Annotated in this window: 21 protein-coding genes and 1 riboswitch; all 21 genes read right to left on the minus strand. The window is 54.7% G+C overall.

Features of this window, described 5'->3' with window-relative positions; genetic code table 11:
- Positions 1–41 precede the first annotated feature (41 nt).
- The gene (locus K1I37_RS16330) at positions 42–1,013 is read right to left on the minus strand and encodes a DMT family transporter (RefSeq protein ID WP_021298523.1); all 972 of its coding nucleotides are present in this window, start codon (positions 1,011–1,013) and stop codon (positions 42–44) included.
- Between the two features lie 157 nt (positions 1,014–1,170).
- A riboswitch (FMN riboswitch) is annotated at positions 1,171–1,339 on the minus strand.
- 119 nt (positions 1,340–1,458) lie between these two features.
- Positions 1,459–2,622 (minus strand): Gfo/Idh/MocA family protein, encoded by a 1,164-nt coding sequence (locus tag K1I37_RS16335; protein WP_031219298.1) that lies wholly within the window; start codon positions 2,620–2,622, stop codon positions 1,459–1,461.
- 85 nt (positions 2,623–2,707) lie between these two features.
- Positions 2,708–3,751, minus strand: a complete 1,044-nt coding sequence (locus K1I37_RS16340) for a Gfo/Idh/MocA family protein (protein ID WP_021298525.1) — start codon at positions 3,749–3,751, stop codon at positions 2,708–2,710.
- Between the two features lie 15 nt (positions 3,752–3,766).
- On the minus strand, positions 3,767–4,735 hold the full coding sequence (locus K1I37_RS16345; protein WP_021298526.1) for a sugar phosphate isomerase/epimerase family protein: 969 nt from the start codon (positions 4,733–4,735) through the stop codon (positions 3,767–3,769).
- Between the two features lie 44 nt (positions 4,736–4,779).
- Complete coding sequence (locus tag K1I37_RS16350; RefSeq protein WP_031219299.1) at positions 4,780–5,523, minus strand: sugar phosphate isomerase/epimerase family protein; 744 nt, start codon at positions 5,521–5,523, stop codon at positions 4,780–4,782.
- Positions 5,516–6,370, minus strand: a complete 855-nt coding sequence (locus K1I37_RS16355; RefSeq protein ID WP_021298528.1) for a sugar phosphate isomerase/epimerase family protein — start codon at positions 6,368–6,370, stop codon at positions 5,516–5,518. The genes K1I37_RS16350 and K1I37_RS16355 overlap by 8 nt, the downstream gene beginning before the upstream one ends.
- 22 nt (positions 6,371–6,392) lie before the next feature.
- Positions 6,393–6,824: a VOC family protein gene (locus K1I37_RS16360; RefSeq protein WP_021298529.1), complete on the minus strand. Its 432-nt coding sequence runs from the start codon at positions 6,822–6,824 to the stop codon at positions 6,393–6,395.
- A gap of 240 nt (positions 6,825–7,064) precedes the next feature.
- A complete protein-coding gene (locus tag K1I37_RS16365) occupies positions 7,065–7,634 on the minus strand; it encodes a manganese catalase family protein (protein ID WP_021298530.1) in 570 nt (189 codons plus the stop codon).
- A 44-nt stretch (positions 7,635–7,678) separates the two neighbouring features.
- Entirely contained in the window at positions 7,679–7,951 is a 273-nt protein-coding gene (locus tag K1I37_RS16370) for a spore coat protein CotJB (protein WP_021298531.1), read from the minus strand.
- The gene (locus K1I37_RS16375; RefSeq protein ID WP_021298532.1) at positions 7,948–8,178 is read right to left on the minus strand and encodes a spore coat associated protein CotJA; all 231 of its coding nucleotides are present in this window, start codon (positions 8,176–8,178) and stop codon (positions 7,948–7,950) included. Before K1I37_RS16375 ends, K1I37_RS16370 begins: the two co-directional genes overlap by 4 nt.
- A 157-nt stretch (positions 8,179–8,335) precedes the next feature.
- Entirely contained in the window at positions 8,336–9,748 is a 1,413-nt protein-coding gene (gene ltrA / locus K1I37_RS16380; RefSeq protein WP_242215928.1) for a group II intron reverse transcriptase/maturase, read from the minus strand.
- Positions 9,749–10,205: 457 nt separating this feature from the next.
- Positions 10,206–10,739 carry a divergent PAP2 family protein gene (locus tag K1I37_RS16385; RefSeq protein ID WP_021294766.1) on the minus strand — a complete coding sequence of 178 codons (534 nt, stop codon included), beginning with the start codon at positions 10,737–10,739 and terminating at the stop codon, positions 10,206–10,208.
- A gap of 53 nt (positions 10,740–10,792) precedes the next feature.
- On the minus strand, positions 10,793–12,004 hold the full coding sequence (locus K1I37_RS16390) for an MFS transporter (protein ID WP_021294765.1): 1,212 nt from the start codon (positions 12,002–12,004) through the stop codon (positions 10,793–10,795).
- 72 nt (positions 12,005–12,076) lie between these two features.
- Positions 12,077–12,865, minus strand: coding sequence for a TrmH family RNA methyltransferase (locus tag K1I37_RS16395; RefSeq protein WP_031217666.1), 789 nt, complete (start codon positions 12,863–12,865; stop codon positions 12,077–12,079).
- 102 nt (positions 12,866–12,967) lie between these two features.
- Positions 12,968–13,327 (minus strand): 50S ribosomal protein L20, encoded by a 360-nt coding sequence (rplT, locus tag K1I37_RS16400; protein WP_021294763.1) that lies wholly within the window; start codon positions 13,325–13,327, stop codon positions 12,968–12,970.
- A 113-nt stretch (positions 13,328–13,440) separates the two neighbouring features.
- On the minus strand, positions 13,441–13,641 hold the full coding sequence (gene rpmI / locus K1I37_RS16405; protein WP_021294762.1) for a 50S ribosomal protein L35: 201 nt from the start codon (positions 13,639–13,641) through the stop codon (positions 13,441–13,443).
- Positions 13,642–13,724: 83 nt separating this feature from the next.
- Complete coding sequence (infC, locus tag K1I37_RS16410; RefSeq protein WP_021294761.1) at positions 13,725–14,225, minus strand: translation initiation factor IF-3; 501 nt, start codon at positions 14,223–14,225, stop codon at positions 13,725–13,727.
- A gap of 288 nt (positions 14,226–14,513) precedes the next feature.
- Complete coding sequence (thrS, locus tag K1I37_RS16415) at positions 14,514–16,460, minus strand: threonine--tRNA ligase (RefSeq protein ID WP_021294760.1); 1,947 nt, start codon at positions 16,458–16,460, stop codon at positions 14,514–14,516.
- Positions 16,461–16,842: 382 nt separating this feature from the next.
- A complete protein-coding gene (gene ytxC, locus K1I37_RS16420) occupies positions 16,843–17,889 on the minus strand; it encodes a sporulation protein YtxC (RefSeq protein ID WP_081653892.1) in 1,047 nt (348 codons plus the stop codon).
- Positions 17,890–18,125: 236 nt separating this feature from the next.
- Positions 18,126–18,563: an acyl-CoA thioesterase gene (locus K1I37_RS16425; RefSeq protein WP_021294758.1), complete on the minus strand. Its 438-nt coding sequence runs from the start codon at positions 18,561–18,563 to the stop codon at positions 18,126–18,128.
- A 94-nt stretch (positions 18,564–18,657) separates the two neighbouring features.
- Positions 18,658–19,053 carry a hypothetical protein gene (locus K1I37_RS16430; protein ID WP_021294757.1) on the minus strand — a complete coding sequence of 132 codons (396 nt, stop codon included), beginning with the start codon at positions 19,051–19,053 and terminating at the stop codon, positions 18,658–18,660.
- Positions 19,054–19,143: the final 90 nt, after the last annotated feature.

The raw sequence follows: 19,143 nt of genomic DNA on the forward strand, positions 1-19,143 counted from the left end.
TCTACTGTACACAAAGAGCCCCACAGCGGGTAGTCAAACGATTATAACGAGGCTTGGATAGATCCACCCATGGAACTTCGCATCTTATCTTTGGGCAGGCGCGACATTTGAAACACGGCGAGCCAAATGACCGCAAAGCCGACCCACTGGCCAGCCGTGATGGTCTGGTGAAGAACGAGCCAGTTCAGCAACAAGCCTGTCGCAGGAAAAGCGAGTTCCGCAATGGTCGCGTGCGACGCTTTGACGCCGTTCAGGCCTTTGTAATAAATCAATAGGCTGAGTAGGCTCGGAACAATCGTTTGGAACAGCAGATTCGCAATGACTGGCCACAGCGTCAGCGCAACCCCAAGCGACGCCCAATCCGGGCGCTCACACTCGACAATCACAAACAAAAATGGCAATGCCGCAGCAAATCTGAGTGCCGTCACCGTGGAAAACGACACCTTGCCGACCAACCGCTTGCCCATCGCAGTGGATCCGCCCCACAACATCGCAGCCCCCAACGCGCAGAGTGCGCCAACCATCCGACCTGCAGCACCAATGCCCGTCACAGGCCCAAATCCAAACGTGAGTAGATAAGCGCCGATGAGTGCAGCGATCAACAGCAACCAGTATCCACGAGAAACGCGCTCCTTGAGCACCGAGGCCGCCAGCAACACGGCGAACACAGGCTGCAACTTCTGCAACACGAGTACGACATTCGCATTCCCGTGTTGCAACCCAACGGCGAACAAAATCGACGCCAAAGCCGATCCGCCCCAGGCGATAAACAAGACAGCAATCCAGTCACCGACATTGAGTCGCTTGAGTTCATGGCGTTTCCAAATGAGTACCGGAATGGAAAACAACGCGAGGAGCAAGTGCTCCAAAAAGACAATTTGAGTAGACGACATATGCCGCTGCAACGCGACGATAAAGACGGCGTCGAGGCCCCACATCGCAGCCCCCAACGCGATTAACCAAACACTCAAGTACGGTCTGCGCGTACGAGTCTTCACAACACGACCATTCAATTCAAAGACCTCCTAGAGGACAACAGGGGATTTGAATTGAACCTTCTCGGAAGAACATGTGCGCTGACAGGACACAATCGTCAACGCAAAACGCCCCAGGAAAAAATCCCTGGGGCGCGTACATGTAGAACCAGGCATGGCGTTCAGCCATACCAAAGTTTACCTTCTCCCATCCGGACTATACCGTCGGCCTTGGATTTTCACCAAGTCAGTCCACGCAAAGCCGATGCGCGGAGTCGCGGGCTCAACCGCAAATCGTGTCCCATCTGAACAGAACATGCAGTTTCACCGCCGGTCGGGAATTTCACCCTGCCCCGAAGGTTCATATTCAGCTGTATTCAGTTTATCATTTTTCAAAGTGGAAAGCCACTAACTTTCTTACGGTTGATACGAAAAAATATAGGGGCGCCCACAAAGGCGCCCCCATGGCCTCACATGCGACAGATTACCCTATCGATGTGACATCAACCCAACGCCCAGTTTGGCTCGACGCTTCAACTGCCGCCAACACCCGCTGGTTTTGCACACCGTCATCAAAGTCAGGCTGACACGGCGTACCGTCCACCAGACTTTGAAAATACGTCGCGAATAAATTGATAAACGTGTGCTCGTAGCCGATAATATGCCCCGCAGGCCAATAGGCGCTTGCAAACGGATGTTGCTCCTCAGTGCAGTTGATGGTCCTAAATCCCTGCAGCCCTGGCTCATCTTCGTGCAAATAGACCTGCAAGTTGTTCATGTTCTCCAAATCCCACCGAATCGATCCCTTTTCGCCGCTTACCTCAATTCGATTGCCATTGCGATTCCCGCCGGCAAACCGCGTCGCCTCGAACACGCCGAGAGCGCCGTTTGCAAAATGGGCGAGAAACGCCGCAGCGTCGTCGACATCGACTTCCCCCGTCGCATTTGCGTCGCGCGTGGCGCTGAGGCCCCCGCTCATCTCACCGAGCGGGCGAGTCTTGATAAACGTCTCCAAGGTGCCGGTCAACTCCGTGATTTCGCCGACGAGGAAGCGGGCGAGATCGACAATGTGTGCCGCGATGTCACCAAGCGCGCCAGAGCCCGTGACATCCTTGCGTAGACGCCACACCAAGGGAAACTGGGGATCCATAATCCAGTCCTGCAAGTACTGGGCCCGAACGTGATAAATACGGCCCAGCCGCCCCTCTGCAATCAGTTGCTTCGCGTACTGAATCGCCGGGGCAAAGCGATAATTGTGGCAGATGAGCCCGCGTACGCCCGCCGCTTGAACGGCATCGCGCATCGCAAGCGCTTGTTCCACGGTCATCGCGAGCGGCTTCTCACAAATGACGTGCTTGCCCGCCTTCGCGGCGGCAATCGCAATTTCGGCATGCGTATTGTTCGGCGTGACGATGTCTATCACATCGATATCATCGCGTTCAATGAGTTTTCTCCAATCTGTCTCAAAGGACGCAAAACCAAACTGACGCGCTGCCGCGGCTACCCCCGCCTCATCGCGACCGGCGATGGCGGTTAACACGGGTATAGGTGCCTCGTTGAAAAAGAACGGCAAGTCGCGATAGGCATGGCTGTGCGCTTTCCCCATAAACTTGTAGCCGACCATGCCGATTCGAATTTCCTTCGTCATCTCCATCAGCGCCTCCCTCTCGTCGCCAAAGCGCCTGCGATGTGTCAGCGAATGCCCGCCTGCAGGCACAGACAACCGAACAATTTTACAACTTCACCGCTTCACCAGACTCAGCCGAGGCATACAAACCGTTGATGATCCGCTGCAGTTTGACTCCTTGTTCTGGTGTCGAAATCGGTGCAGCACCGCCGAGACACGCATCGACAAATCGCTCCACCTCTAGCTCATAGGCAGGCTTGTCGGGCAAATACGCTGGTTTGACGTCGACGAGTGAACCATGTTTTTCCTGATAAATGGTCAACGGGAAAACATTCGCCCCGCCCAAGTCGCCCATCAATTTTACGTTCATCTCGTCGCGCTGCTCGACGTTCGCGGCAAAGGCCGCCTCCAACACCAGCGTCGCACCATTTTTAAAGCGAATGAAGCCGCGTGCCATATCCTCGACAGTGAAGTTTTCGTAGTCCCAAGCCCCTAAAAGGCCTACGCCCGGTTTGGTGCCTAGCTTTTGATACGTCGCGCCAAAAACTGAGTCCGGCTCAGGATAGCCCATCAGGTACAGCGCCGTGTCCAGCATGTGCACGCCAATGTCAATCAGTGGCCCGCCGCCCTGCAGTTCTTTGTTCGTGAACACGCCCCAGCCAGGAATCCCGCGCCGCCGCATCGCAATCGCTGTCGCCGCATAAATGTCACCGAGTTCCCCAGCGTCAATAAAGCGCTTGAGTGCCTCGACGTCTTGTGTGTGACGGTAGTGAAACCCGTACGACAGATATTTGTTCGCCTTTTCTGCAGCACTCGCCATCGCTTCCGCCTCTGCGACGGTCATCGCAGGCGGTTTTTCACACAGCACATGGCAACCGGCTTGAAGTGCCGCAATGGCTGATGCAGCGTGAAACTTGTTTGGCGTGCAGATGCTGACGGCATCCAGTTCCTGCGCGCCCAACATCTCGTCGACCGTCGCATAGGCATGTGGAATGTCATATCGCTTTGCTACATCTTTCGCGCGCTCCAAATCCACATCGGCAATCGCCACGATGTTTACCTTGTCGCCACATTTTTGGTAGTTCGGAATGTGAACCGCTTGCGCAATCCCGCCAGCACCGACAATTCCAACCCGCAATGTCTCTGTCATGAACAAATCGCTCCCTTATGCCCACCAGATGTTATCCAGTTTTTTGCGAATGAGATGAGGTTGTAAAAACTGAACTGCCTTCTCAAAACCCTCTTCAATCGACATCAAGCTGTCCTCGTGTTCGATACTGATGGCGCCATCATATCCGGCCAGTTGCAGGGCGCTGATAATGTTGCGCCAGACTTCCTCGCCGTGCCCATACCCCACCGTCCGAAAAATCCAGGAACGGGCATTTTCGTCCTGATACGGTTTCACGTCCAGCACGCCGTTCTCCGCCGTGTTGTACGGGTTAATGGCGGTATCCTTCGCGTGAACGTGGAAGATGCACTCCGCCTCGGCCAGGCGTTTGATGCACAGCACCGGATCCATCCCTTGCCAGAACAAGTGACTTGGGTCGAAATTGACGCCAATCTGCTCACCACACGCACTGCGCAAGCGCAGCATCGTCTCCGTGTTGTAGACGACAAACCCCGGGTGCGCTTCAATGGCCACCCGAACATTGTGATCCTTGAGAAATTGATTTTGTTCCCGCCAGTACGGAATCACTTTTTCTTCCCACTGCCATTTGAGAATCTCACTGTGTTCCGTGGGCCACGGGCAAGTCACCCAAACCGAATGCTTCGACGTTTCTGATTCACCTGGGCACCCAGAAAACGTAACGACATTCGGAACCCCAAGCAGTTCTGCGAGCAACACCGTCTCCTGAAATGTCTCATGCGCCTCCTGCGCGACGGCTTTGTCCGGGTGCAACGGATTGCCATGACAACTGAGCGCACTGATTTCCAAATTGCGACGCGCGATACTGTCGAGAAACGCCTTGCGCTTCTCCTCGCTTTGAAGCAGTTCTTTGCGGTTGCAAAAGCGGTCGCCAGGTGATCCGCCTGTGCCAATTTCCACCGTCTGTAAGCCGCTTGCCGCTACATAATCGAGCATTTCATCAAACGTCTTGTCACCGAACAAAACTGTAAAAATCCCCAACTTCATCGCATGTCACGCTCCTATCGAAGTGTCGTGGCGCCCGCTTGTGGTCAGACGCGATGTTGCAAAAACGCGAAGCTCGTTTGGATACACGCAAGTGCATCCGTTTTGCAGACATCCTGTTCGACGATATACCACTTCACACCCGCGTCCTTGGCTGCAGCGATAATCTTGTCCCAGTCCAAAACACCTTGACCGACTTCTGCAAACGATCCGTCCGCCGCCGACGCATCCTTCATATGAAGCAGGTCCAACCGTCCAGCGTATTTGTTGATATATGCCACTGGATCCTCTCCTGCTCGGTGAATCCAGTACAAGTCCAGTTCCGCTTGCACGCGCTCTGCATCGGTCTTCGCAAACAGTGTGTCAAGCATGAACTCTCCGTCAAATTTCGTAAATTCAAAGTCGTGATTGTGGTAGACAAGTTGTAACCCAGCCTGTGCCACTTCGTCTCCAGCGCGTGCAAGGGTGGCAATCAACTTCTCGTAGTCCTCCTTGGTCTGCCGACGTTCGGGTGGAAGCCACGGCACGACAATGTACTGAAATCCAATTGTCTTCGCTTCTTCCAACACGTTGCCGAGCTCTGACTCAATCCGCGTCAGCGCCACGTGTGCCGATACGGCTTGTAGGCCGAGATCGTCGAGTAGATTTCGCAACTGAACTGGTGTAAGCCCTCCGTACGTGTGCAACTCGACAGCCTGATAACCAATGTCCGCAACTTTGCGAAGCGTCCCAGCGAAGTCTTTCTCTAACAAGTCTCGCAGTGTATACAATTGAAGCGCAAGATTAGCCACGGCCAATCGACTCCTCCCTCGCGTGCGCGATGAACTGGTTCAATGTTTCGTACATTCGCTTGGCGATGTCATCATCACGCCCTGGCAATGGTGCCTGATGGAGCACCTCCAACGACAGCGGCCCCGTGTACCCAATGTGTTCAAGTGCCGCGACAAACCCTTGCAAATCTATCTGCCCATCTCCAGGCAGACAACGTTCTTGGTCATGAGCCTCATTTGGTGGCAATGACGCATCGTTGACGTGCACATGGACAATTTCATGTGCTTCGAGCGCCAACAATTCGTCCATCGGCACTTCCGCCGTGTAGCAATGGTAACTATCCAATAAAATGCCTACGTTTGGCGCGCCAATCGCGTCGAGATACGCGCGCAAATCCTGCAGATTCCAAACAAATGGGTACTGTTTTGTCCGGAGGTGATGGGGACCGACAAACTCCAGCCCCAAACGGATGCCAAATGTCGCCAGGACGTCGGCGCAAGCGCGCAAACGGACAGCCAGCCGGCTTCCATACGGAATGGGGCGTTCGTCGACAGATGGCCACAACCAGGTGACACAACGCGTCGCCCCTAGGCGAAGCGCGTTCCCGGCCACTTCCGGCAACTGCGAAAGTGTCGTTTGAAACGCCGTTTCGTCTCCGTGCACGGCGACAGGCAACCCGAAGCTAGCCAGTTCAATGCCGTGCGACTCGAACATGTGCTGCACATAGGCGATACTTTGCTGCGAAGCCGCTTGCTCGATCCAGCGAAAATCGACGTCGACATAGCGATAATGACAACGCTGTGCAAGAGCGAGATAAGATTCGAGCGAATCCGTCGTCACGATGGAGGGATGTAAACAAGGTTTCACACAAATTCTCCTTTGCCGGCAGTTACTTCTTTTCAGCCAATGCGCGCCGCGCTTTCGCCTGCGGCGAATCCGGGTGGATTTGCATGAACTCAATGCGATTCCCATCGGGATCGTGTGTCCAGCATTGATAGTTCAAGTCGAGCCCCTGTTGTGGTGGGATGTCGAGCGGTGCGCCAGCTTTCGTCAACGACTGTGCGACAGATGCCACATCCTCCACCTCGAAACACAGGTGGTTAAAGCCAATGCTGTGCTCATTTGCCGGCGTTCTCACGATGCCTCCGTAAAACAGTTCAATAAAGCGCCCATCCGGTACGCGGACATAAACAATCCACGGTGTCTGATCTTCCCGGTGAATCTCAAATGCTTTCTCACAACCCAAAACGTCGCAATAGAACGCGAGCGACGCGTCCATGTCTTCCACGGTCAGTGCAACGTGGCCCAGTGACTGAATCATTTTGTTCCTCCTCACGTGCGCTATGTAACACCTGCAAATGAAAGCGCCATCTTTCTGCCATTTAAACATATCCGTGAACCATCTGACCATCTCCTATGTGGTCAGCTCTTTGCAGATTTGGCTATCTTCCGGAAGGTCTCTAGTCACAAGGAGGCTTGTCCGACAAAATCAGTGTATGATGACACCCAGGCGGCCGTGACCAACGGCGGCAATACAAGGTCACGGCCCATCAGGTGTTCGTCAAAAGACTTTTTTCTGATCTCGATGTTCCTTCAAAAGCTCGACAGCCTCGCGGAACCGAAGCGCGTGGACAATCTCGCGCTCACGAAGAAACTTGAGGGCGTCGATAATGTCCGGGTCATCTGTGTTATCGATAATCCACTGATACGTCGCACGCGCTTTTTCCTCAGCCGCAATGTCTTCGTACAAATCCGCAATCGGATCTCCCTTCGCCTGAATATAGGCGGCCGTCCAGGGAACGCCTGCAGCGTCGTGATAGTAGAGCGCGCGATCGTGATTGACGTAGTGATCGACTAACCCAGCGGCCTTCATTTGTTCTGGCGAAGCATCCTTTGTCAACTTGTAGACCATCGTGGCAATCATCTCGAGGTGTGCGAACTCCTCGGTGCCGATGTCAGTCAACAGTCCAATCACCCTGTCGGGAATCGAGTAGCGCTGGTTCAAATAGCGGAGAGCTGCGGACAATTCACCATCTGCCCCACCGTACTGCTCAATCAACAGCCTCGCGAGCCTCGGATCACACTTCCCGACGCGCACGGGATATTGCAGTTTCTTCTCATAAATCCACAAGAACCCTCACCCCCACACGAAATCCGTACCTTGAACACGTGACTTCATACCTGCCAAGGCCACGGCGCGTCGGCCCATGCCCAGTGCTTTGCATCCGTCTGGCTCTCCCCATACTGATAAAGCGGGCCAAACGACGCCTCAAACTGTGCGACGAGGTTGTGTTTTCGCTTCTGAAACTGCTGCAGCTGCGCAAGCGCCTGCGTGTCATCCCGATGCGTGTCGAGGTAAAGCGACAGTTCGACCAAGACGAAGTCAACGGCCTGTAATTCGTGGAGATACTGATAATACGCCTTCGGAAGGGATTTTTCTGAACTCAACGAGTACCCTCCTTTGCCCCACGCGGATACGGGCTGTATAAATCTGGCCACAAGGTACCTCGCTTCAGTGCCTCGTGCGGAGAATACTGTTTCAAACCAGCGCTTTGAAACGTCGTCATCTGATCCGGCGGAATCAAATAATATTTCTGACGGGGCGGACAGGGGTCAAACGGGCTGTAATAGGCGTCCCACTCGCGCCACTGATCAACATTCTGGCCCTTTTCCAAGGTCAGGTCCTCCTCTGACTAATGCGTCTCACACGCATATGTATGTGGGGTGGACGACAAACAGACGAGGGACCAAGCAAGTCAATAATCGGGTAGAAGGGGGCGACTAACCCCCGTTCTCCCACACCACCGTACGTACCGTTCGGTATACGGCGGTTCATGTTGTGGAACGAAGTGAATCATATCGCTCGACTAAACTCACAAGCCCTTGCTCTCTCCAGTAGGTCAGACCAAGGGCTTTATTCATTTGTGGAGTATTGGAGAGTCGCCAGTGCCCTTTCCGTGAGCTACTTATATTCACGGCCCATTCTCTTGGTATGCCGAGTGAAACCAGCTTACGCCGTTTGGTCTTGGACTGCTTCCATTGTTTCAGCAAGCACATCCTCAGTCGGCGCCGTGTCCACTCATCCAGTTGCTCGAATACGCTTCGAGTTTCAGCATAGCGGTAGTATCCTGCCCATCCTCTCAGGTAGGCGTTGAGCTTTTCCACCCGACTTGCCATCGACTGCCCTCGGCTTCGTCTCGTGAGCTCTCGAACCCTGTCCTTGAACCGTTTGAGCGACTTTGGTGCGACTCGAATTCGCGTCCTCTTCTCCACTGTAAACGAGAACCCGAGAAACTTTCGTTTCCACGGTCGGTCTACCGCGCTCTTCTCCACATTCACTTTGAGTTTCAGTCGCCCTTCTACGTACTTGCGCACACCTTCCATCACTCGCTCTCCCGCCCGCCGACTGCTCACGTAGATGTTGCAGTCGTCCGCATAGCGGACGAAGCGGTGCCCACGACGTTCCAGTTCCTTGTCTAGGTCGTCCAACAAAATATTGGCCAATAACGGGCTCATCGGCCCGCCCTGCGGCGTGCCTTCCTCTGACCTGACGCAAACCCCATTGACGAGTATCCCCGCCTCTAGGTATCTGCGGATGAGTCGGAGGATTCGCTTATCCATTACCTTCCTCGCCACGCGTGCCATTAACATATCGTGGTTCACTCGGTCGAAGAATTGAGCCAAGTCCATGTCAACTACCCACCGGTATCCCTCTGAGACATAGTTGCGCGCCTGGTTTACCGCCATTCGCGCACTATGCCCTGCTCGGAATCCATGGCTGGATGTGGAGAACGTCGGATCAAAGATCGGTGTAAGTACTTGTAGAAGTGCCTGTTGTATCAGGCGGTCTTGCACCGTAGGTATCCCTAACATCCGAATGCCACCGTCTGGTTTCGGGATTTCGACTCGACGTACGGGCATCGGTTTGTAGGTTCCACTCAGGAGTTCTTCTCGGATGCGTGACCAGTTGTCCATTAGGAATGGTCGAAAGGATTTAATCTCCATGCCGTCGACACCGGCCGATCCTTTGTTTCGCTCCACACGGCGTAACGCTTCGAGCAGGTTTTCCCGCTCTACCACTTGTTCCATCAGGTCGATAGGGTTCTCCTCGCGGGTTGTTCCCTTGGGTTGCGCCGAAGAAAAGCTAGGCACTCCTTCAGTCCCCTGCGGATTCACCGCTTCCTCCTGGAGGTAGCTCCTTTTTGGGATTTTCTGCTGTCTTTGCTTTCCTTGCGAGCTTGCCATGTTCAACCCTCACAATCACGTTCAGGCCTTCCCTGTTTTGGCGTCCCTCCACAGGTACTATGCCGTCTGCTGACTTCTGCCCGTTCAGCGGCACCTTTCAGTACCGGTTACCAGTCTTGCTGGCGTGCCGGACAGACCTCCCCAGGTAAGAGCGCTATCTTTCTCTCCACCTACCCGCCCCATTTACTCTCGACAGCCTTCGGTAGCATGGACTTTGTTTTGTTTGGCAAACTCATCCAGCTGTCGTTAGCCTCACTTGAGGTTCGTGTTCCTCGGGCCGGAGATTTGCCGCCGCCTTCCTTCAGATTCCGCCTCGCGACGGACACCCTTGGCTTGAGCTATGGCTACTGCTACCTTCACCATTCCGGACTTTCACCGTATAGATAGCGCCCATGCTGGGCGCACCAAAAAAGCGCGCGGGTTCTACGCCCCGCGCGCTTGTACTATCCAGATTGTTTCAGTGAATGATGAGCCCAACGATAATACCGACGAGAATGCCGCCGACGACCTCCGTCGGCTTGTGGCCCACATGCTCGTCGAGCACCGGCCAATCAATCAACCACCACGGTGACTTGACCACTTGCAGAGAAGGAATACCGTTGAGCGATGACACCCCATCCGGCGTCGCTTCACCCGTCTGCAATGACGGATTGAGCTCTACAGACTGGCCACGCAGATCTTGCAGCAATCGATTGAGTACAGCAGCCTGTCGTCCCGTCTGCCAGCGCACACCCGCCGCGTCATACATCACAACGCCCGCAACGAAGATGCCAATTGCCAACACAGGGTCCGAACCACCATATCGCAGCCAAAGTTCTACGACGAGCGCCGTAACCGCAGCCGAGTGGGAACTCGGCATGCCTCCTGAATTCTTCACCTGCCGCCAATCCCACGTGCGCAATCTGACCATTCGATACAGTGGTTTCAACCCTTGTGCAACAATCATTGCCACTAATGGTGCAATCCACATGTATGAAGATGGATGAATCACAATGCCAACGCTCCTTTGAAAGAGACCCTGATTTACTTCCGCGAGAATTCCGCTCAACTCACGCGGGGCGACTCGCGATGCGGTGTTGCGAGGAACAGCTTGTCCAATCGCATCATGCCATAAAGAAGGCTCATAAGGAAGAAGATGATGGCTGCAATATCAAATGGCGCACTCGGGCCGCACACGTTCCACACCTCTGTGCCAAACACTGGCCCAACCGCCATTCCAAGACCCTCCACCGTCATAAACACGCCGAACATGACCGCCCGCCTATCCGGTGAAATACATTGCGCCACCACCGCATTCCAGGACGGCAGAATCAGCGCGTAAGAAGCACCAAACAAGACGACTGCAAAAAACACGTACCGCACTTGATGTAGACCGCCAATCAATGGCAAAGAGATGGCCGCCAACAAAAATCCGCCGACTAAATACATGCGATAGCCATACCGGTCGACCAGTCGCCCCATTGGCACCTGCAGCAAAACCGCCGCCCCACCGCCCGTCAGGAGCAAGTAACTATACATCCTGGCGTCCAGGTGGAGCACATTTCTCGCGTATAGCACCAATACCGGGAGCAGTACGCCAATGGCAAACGTTTGCACAAACACACCAGGAAACAAGAGTTTGACACTATTCACTTCTCGAAGAACAACCGTCAAGTGTGTCCGCTGACGCACAGCTTCACTCGGGCGCCAGTGGTTCATCACAACCAATGCGATAACATAGGCGATGACCCACAGGACGAGCAACGTCGCGAATCCTCGCGCCACATGTACGCCGAACAGCCAACTCATACAAATCGCTCCGAGTCCCGCGCCAAGCAGCCAAGCCATCATGACACTGCCCATGGCCGTGGCATACGCGTCCTTCGTCAATCCGTCTGTCACCCTGGCGATGACAGCAGGCCAAACCGCCGCCATGCCCACGCCTAACATCGCACACCCGACGAGAATCACCCAGAAATCGTGCTGACTCACCACGAGCCACAAACCAACACCGGCAACGGCCAACAGTGTCATACAGACATTTCGCTGTCCTATCCTGTCGACCAACCACCCGGCTGGCGACCTTAGTCCCGTGTCAAACACATAGTGCGCGGCCATCGCATACCCGATAGCTGCTGTCGAGTACCCAAGTACATTGTGGACGTACATCGGGATGATAAAGAATATCAGCGCGCCGCGCACAAATTCACACAAGCCAAGCACCAGCAGAGCTGTACTGCGCCGCAGGTCAAAGAGGGGTTGCTTTTTACTCTGCACCTACATCCCTCCTTCGAAGGTGTCGATAGAAACCGACACCCGCACAGCAATTTCCTGACTGACTTTACGTCGTTAATTTCCTCGTAAACTCCGCTGCCGATACGCCTCATAAATCAGAACACTACCCGCAACTGCAGCATTCAGGCTCTCCGTCTCTGCGCTCATCGGAATCGAGACGGTCTGGTCGGCGGCGTCTCGCACATCCTCGCGAATCCCAAACGCCTCGTTGCCAATCACCACGAGTGTCGGTCTTGTAAGATCGGTTTGATAACAAACCTCGTCGGCGTCCGCCGCCGTGACGATGACGCGTCCATCCGGATGCTGATGGCGCCATTTGCGCACAAATGGCAGGCTGTCATCCGTGCATAACTGAAGGCGAAACATGCCGCCCATCGTCGCGCGGACCACCTTCGGTGAAAACGGATCGACCGTATTCGTCCCACAGCAGACCGTCGCAAAGTCAAACGCCTCGGCTGACCGCAGCAACGTACCGACATTGCCGGGGTCTTGCAGGCCGTCCAACAGAATCGCATGAGACGCCAAATTTGCTGTGTCCTCCGCGGGAACTTTCGCCACAGCAATGACCCCCTGCGGTGTCGTCGTGTCCGAAACCTGATCAAACGCGGATGGAGAGAGTTCAAATACCTTACCCGCGGCCTTCGGATGGCCTCGCAACTCATCTGGCAGCTCGTCCGACGCGACATTCCAGAGCAGTGCATCAACCTCGTACGCGCTTCGAAACAGTTCGTCAATCAACCGGCGGCCTTCTACCAAAAAAAGACCCTGGCGGGTACGTCCCTTTTTTGATTTCAACTGGCTCCAAGCACGCACGCGGGAATTCTGTGCCGACTCGATGTACACGTACACTGCCTCCTTGACCTCTTGCTCAAGCATCCTTATTTTATCCAACCAACACACTGTCATGAAAAATAACCCGGTCAGCAGGACTGACCGGGATGCGCTTTAGGCGTTGAGCTTCTCGCGAGCCACATTGACCAACTGCGTAAATGCAGGGCCATCTGCGACAGCGAGGTCAGCTAACATCTTGCGGTTGACCTCAACACCAGCCAATTTCAAACCGTACATAAACTTGTTATAAGAAATCCCATTGGAGCGGGCCGCCGCATTGATACGTTGAATCCACAGACGGCGGAAGTCCCGCTTGCGGACCCGACGATCTCGGTACGCATACATCAAGGACTTCATGACTTGTTGTTTCGCCGTACGGTACAGCGTGTGTTTCGAACCGCGATAACCGCGGGCTAATTTCAGGATTTTCTTGTGGCGACGACGCGTCACCATACCACCTTTAACACGTGCCATGACTCAATGTTTCCTCCTTAGTAGGCGGTTCATAGAGGTTCCGCGACCTTTTCAGAATCTCGGAATGTCTGAACCGATTCATACGAACACAAAACCGCTGCTGCAAGCGAAAATTATTTGTAAGCCACCAATTGCTTGATGCGCTTGTAATCGCTCGCCGATACCAGCGTCGTACCGCGCAGACCGCGTTTGCGAGAAGCAGATTTCGCTTCAGCCTTGTGATATGCAAACGCGTGGGCGCGCTTCAGCTTACCGGAAGCCGTGCGCTTCACGCGCTTTTTCAAACCGCTGTGGGACTTCATCTTGTTCGCCATTTCTGTTCCTCCGTTTAGATGGTTGTCCTCATGACATCGCCATAGCGGTGCACAGAACAACCTTGGTACAAGTATTTTTGCGTTTACGCGCTCGGCTGCTTTGGTGACAAAATCAGGACCATATGACGCCCTTCCAGACGCGGCATACGTTCCACAATCGCCTGTTCCTCCGCTTGCTTAGCAAGCCTGATGAGCAGTTCTTGACCAATGCTCTGGTGCGTGATTTCGCGTCCGCGGAAGCGAACGGACACCTTGACCTTCGAACCGTCTTTCAGGAACTTGAGCACGTTTTTCAACTTGACGTTGAAGTCGTGTTCGTCGATGTTTGGCGTCATGCGAACTTCCTTGAGAAGGACGACTTTTTGATTCTTGCGCGACTCTTTTTCTTTCTTGCTCTGCTCGTACTTGAACTTGCCGAAGTCCATAATCCGGCAAACAGGTGGCTTGGCGTTCGGCGCGACGTTGACTAAATCCAAGTTGCGCTCCTCCGCCAGCCGGAGAGCATCCCGCAAGGACATAATGCCCAGCTGTTCGTTCTCCTGGTCAACAACACGCACTTCGCGCGCACGAATCCCATCATTCACCTGATATCCTTCTTTGCTAATCTCATGTCACCTCCAAAAATGTGTAGCCGATACCGCGCTGACAAAAAAAGCGCAGGCATACACCTGCGCTCCCTAGAATTCGTCATCGAGGAGACGAACCGTTATTCGTCTTCCAGGGTAACCCGTCAGCATTGCCAAACAGGTGAGAAGCGGCAGGCTTCTGCTTGGTTCAAGTAGTTCAATCCACTCCCCTATTTTAGGGGTGCAAACGCAATTCGTCAAGTGAGCGACTGAAACCCACACAAAGCGGTACCGACAGCCAAGCCATCACGCTTCAACCAACAGTTCCTTCGCTGCGACTTCGTCCGACAATTTGCGAGCGAACGCCTCTTGCGTCATGCTGCCTTGGTCGCCAACTGCGTAGCGCCGCACCGATACCGTGCCCTCTTGTGCCTCGCGCTGGCCCACCACGAGCGTGTACGGGATTTTGTGGATCTGCGCCTCGCGAATTTTGTAGCCAATTTTCTCAGGGCGTGTATCCGCGTGTACGCGCAGCCCCTGTTCGCGCAGTTTTTCCGCGACTTCTTCCGCATATGCCGCGTAATCGCTGGATACCGACGCCACCACCGCCTGTGTCGGTGCAAGCCAAGCCGGGAAGGCGCCCTTGTACTGCTCGATGAGAAATGCGGTGAACCGCTCCATCGTGCCGACGACCCCACGGTGAATGACAACCGGCCGATGCGTCTTCCCGTCCTCACCCACATATTCCAGGTCAAAGCGGTTCGGCAAATGGAAGTCGAGCTGAACCGTCGACAGCGTCTCGTCCTTGCCGAGCGCCGTGCGCACCTGTACATCGAGCTTCGGACCGTAGAACGCCGCTTCCCCTGGCGCCTCTACATAATCGAGGCCAAGGTTGTCCATGGCTTGTCGCAGCATCGTCTGCGCCGTCTCCCACATCTCGTCGTTCTGCACATACTTCTCGGTATTCGCCGGATCGCGATAGCTCAAACGATGGTAGTAATCGTGAATGCCGAAGTCCTTGTACACGCGCTCAATGAGTTTCACCACGCGCTCAAACTCAGTTTGAATCTGATCCGGGCGGCAGAAGATGTGCGCATCGTTCAGCGTCATCGCCCGCACGCGCTGCAAGCCGGCCAGTGCGCCCGACATCTCGTAGCGATGCATCATGCCGAGTTCCGCGATGCGAATCGGAAGCTCGCGATAACTGTGCATACGGTTTTTGTACACCATCATGTGGTGCGGACAGTTCATCGGGCGCAGGACAAGTTCCTCATTGTCCATTTCCATCGGCGGGTACATATCCTCGTGGTAATGGTCCCAGTGCCCAGAAATCTTGTAAAGCTCAATGCTGGCCAGGTGCGGGGTATAGACGTGATCGTACCCTAGAGACTCCTCAAGGTCGACAATGTACCGCTCGATAGTCCGGCGGATTTTGGCGCCGTTCGGCAACCACAAAGGTAGCCCCTGTCCCACTTCCGGCGAGAGCATGAAAATGTCCAATTCCTTGCCAAGACGGCGGTGGTCGCGCTCACGCGCTTCCTCTTGCAGCCGGTTATATTCGTCCAGTTCACTCTTTTTGGCAAATGCGACCGCGTACAGGCGCGTCAACATCTCGCGCTTCGAATCGCCGCGCCAATAAGCGCCCGCGATGTTCTGAAGTTGGAACACCTTGATGCGGCCAGTAGATGGAAGGTGCGGGCCACGGCAGAGATCGACAAACTCGGCCTGCTTATAGATCGTAATCGTCGTATCCGCCGGGAGATCTTCAATCAGTTCCACTTTGAACCTATCTTCCCGCTCACGGAACATCTTCAACGCGTCATCGCGAGAGATGACTTCGCGCTCAATCGGATAATCGGCGGCGATGATCTTCTTCATCTCCTCCTCAATTCGAGGGAGATCTTCTGGCGTAAAATCGTGATCTGCAAAATCGTAGTAGAACCCATTTTCGATGACTGGCCCGATGGCGAACTTCGTACCCGGGAACAGTCTCGCCACCGCTTGCGCCATCACGTGCGCACAGGAGTGGCGCATGACGTCGACGCCCTCACTGTCTTTAAGCGTCAACAGTTCCACTTCCACACCGTCTTCAATTTCCCGTTTCAGGTCGACCACCAGTCCATTGGCCCGGGCAGCCACGGCTTCCTTGGCAAGACGCGGACTGATATCCGCCGCCACGTCAAGATAGGTGCTGCCTTTCGCAAAGCGGCGCACAGATCCGTCTTTTAATTGAATCGATACCTCTTGTGACATCGTGATGTTCGCTCCTTTAATCCACTAATCATCGGCGGTACAGACGCACGAGTGAGGACAAATAAAAAACGCCCCCGCCCCTATGGGACGAGAACGCTCACTCGTGATTCCACCCAATTTCCCCACCATAACCGCGCATTTGCGCATGATGGGCTCATTGCACCGTAACGGGGTGTACCGACCACTGTTTCAGCAAAGCCTCCCCAGTGGTTGCTTGGAAAGTGGTGTCCCGTAGCGCTTGTGCGGACCGCTTGCAGCCATTTGGCGATCCGTCTCTGAAACACGCCACCCTACGAGCGCGTCTTTCCGCATTGCATCCGAAAAGATGATATTGATACTGGCACATTACGACAGAATCCGCCGACAGTCAAGGGGGACACCATCAGTGGTTGCGCTTTAGGCGATAGTCATTTGACGTGTCGACAGGCAAGATATACTGCGCCTGTTTCAACTGCTGGCAAGTGCTACAATGATTGCACTTTCGCACGCGTTCGGCGAACACGCGACCAAGCGTCTCTGCAAAACTCGGCCACTGCGCCCCCTCATTCATATCGTGCAGAACAATTTTGCAGGGCGAACGCGTAATGAGAATGCTCATCGCCAGGTCCTCACTGCTGAGATCGACCGTCGATTCAGACAGCGCCGCCTCGGTCACCTCCCGGTCGCGCACGAGACGCCCAGTGGCATCGGTAATCCACACCCGATCAGGCGCCGAAAAAACGTGCAACTCCTGCGCCGTCTCCGGCTGCGTCTCCAGCAGATAGCGCAGCATCGCCACCGACTCCTCGTACTCGCGGTCAAGCAAAAATTGCTGAACCCGCTCCCGCGACGCCGCCGTGACAGACTTCAAAAACCACCGCAGTCGGAACCGCGCAACGCCTTCCATCGACAACGCCTTTCCGGTCGTGAGCACGGTGCGCATCCCCGCTTTCGTCCGCGCGTACCACTCCTCAAAACTGCGGTTGCCCAATGCTAGCTCATTCGCTCGTACCTCGTGAACCAACACCAACGTCAGATATTCGATTTCATCGTCGCTGAGGTGGCGGTATTCCTGATTGAGCGCTGCCTGCAACCAGGCGAACAACCAGTCGCTGAACAGAAACGTCGTCAACACATTGCACAGGTCCTCGGCGGCCTGCTCGTCATATCCGACGGACAAAGCGTGATGGCCTCCGTCCGCATGGATAATGGTCACGCCTCTAACACTGGAAAGCTTGTCAACTAAGGCCGGGAACGCGTTCTCAGAAGTCATGTTGAGTGTGCGCACGTTCACCAGTCCTTCCTTCAAAAATTCTTTCCTGACGCCGCTCGCCTTGTCATGGACAAACGAGCAATCCAGCAACAGTATGAGGAATCGACAGACCGTGTATACCCATTTTCTGTATAAAAACAAAAACCGCCAACGCAAACCGCGTCGACGGTATGACATGGTGCGACTGTCAAACGAGTCAGGAACCTACGCCAAAAAGGGAAGGCCTCTGACAACAGCCGCTTTTCGCCTGGCTCTACAGCACCAAGCCGACCATGTAGAGAAAGCGAAGCCAGGTGCCATTACCGTCTGCTTTAAGATACACATCCTCGTGCACAAACGGTGTAGGCACACGTGACGGTACACGCCGATACAGGCGCAAACATTTGACGGTACAAGCACCCTGTCTATCTTCATTATGTATTCTGATGTGCAACCGGCAGCGCCAATAGCTTCTGCCAAACCGCAGGGGCCACTCTCTGAACGTTTACCGGCCGAATGGACCCATCTTCTACAAACGCGTGCCGCGTATGCCCCTTCGCGCACAACGCGCCCGACGCATCGAACACTTGATACGAAAATCGCATACGCACGCGCGACAATTCATCCAGTTGCGCCACGACCGTAATCTCTTGCTGCGCACGCAAAGCTTTCATGTACTGGCAAGCGACATCCGTAACCACAACTTGAATATCGCCACCGTGAAACGTCTCCATATAATGTACTCCATACGCAGACAAGAAGTGCATTCTCGCGACAGAAAACCAATCAATATAGGCTGGGTGATAGACGATTCCAGCCGGATCACACTCGCCCCAACGCACTTCCAACTTCGTCTCTACCGTCGTCGCCATGCTTCACCTCCAACATCTTCGTCACCCTCAGGCAAGGCGCAAACATCGACATGGCCGCCCACAAGGAGCGGCCCCCCTTCCTAATATACACAAATTACAGCTTTGGCGGACGCGCATAACCGTCAGACGCCATTTCAGGGTTCGGCAACGCATCGTCACTTCCCGACGATCCCGCCGACTGCCCCCCACCACCCCCCCCACTGACCGGGGTACCTGTACTTCCAGTATCACGTGCCTGCCCACTCGCCTCGGCCGCTGGGCCTGTCTGTGCGACATTCGTCGCAGACGCTGCCGCAATTGGCTTCACATGCGACATCACAACCGTAATCACCGTCAACAATGCCGCAGCGCCATTTGCTATCGCGTTCAGTTCTTGGTCTGATATCACATGCCATCCTAAAGCATCCGTGATGACCTTTGCGGCACTTAACAACCCCACAATCATGGTACTTAAGCGTCGCCCCTGCACCCAATTCCAAAGCTCGCGCATGCAGTCACCTCATTTCATCGCCCGCTTATTGACATGTATGAGTCAACACAACGAAGCGTGACAAGGTTCGACTTCAGTCACAAGGAGCGA

The sequence above is a fragment of the Alicyclobacillus acidoterrestris genome, assembly GCF_022674245.1.
GTDB lineage: Bacteria > Bacillota > Bacilli > Alicyclobacillales > Alicyclobacillaceae > Alicyclobacillus > Alicyclobacillus acidoterrestris.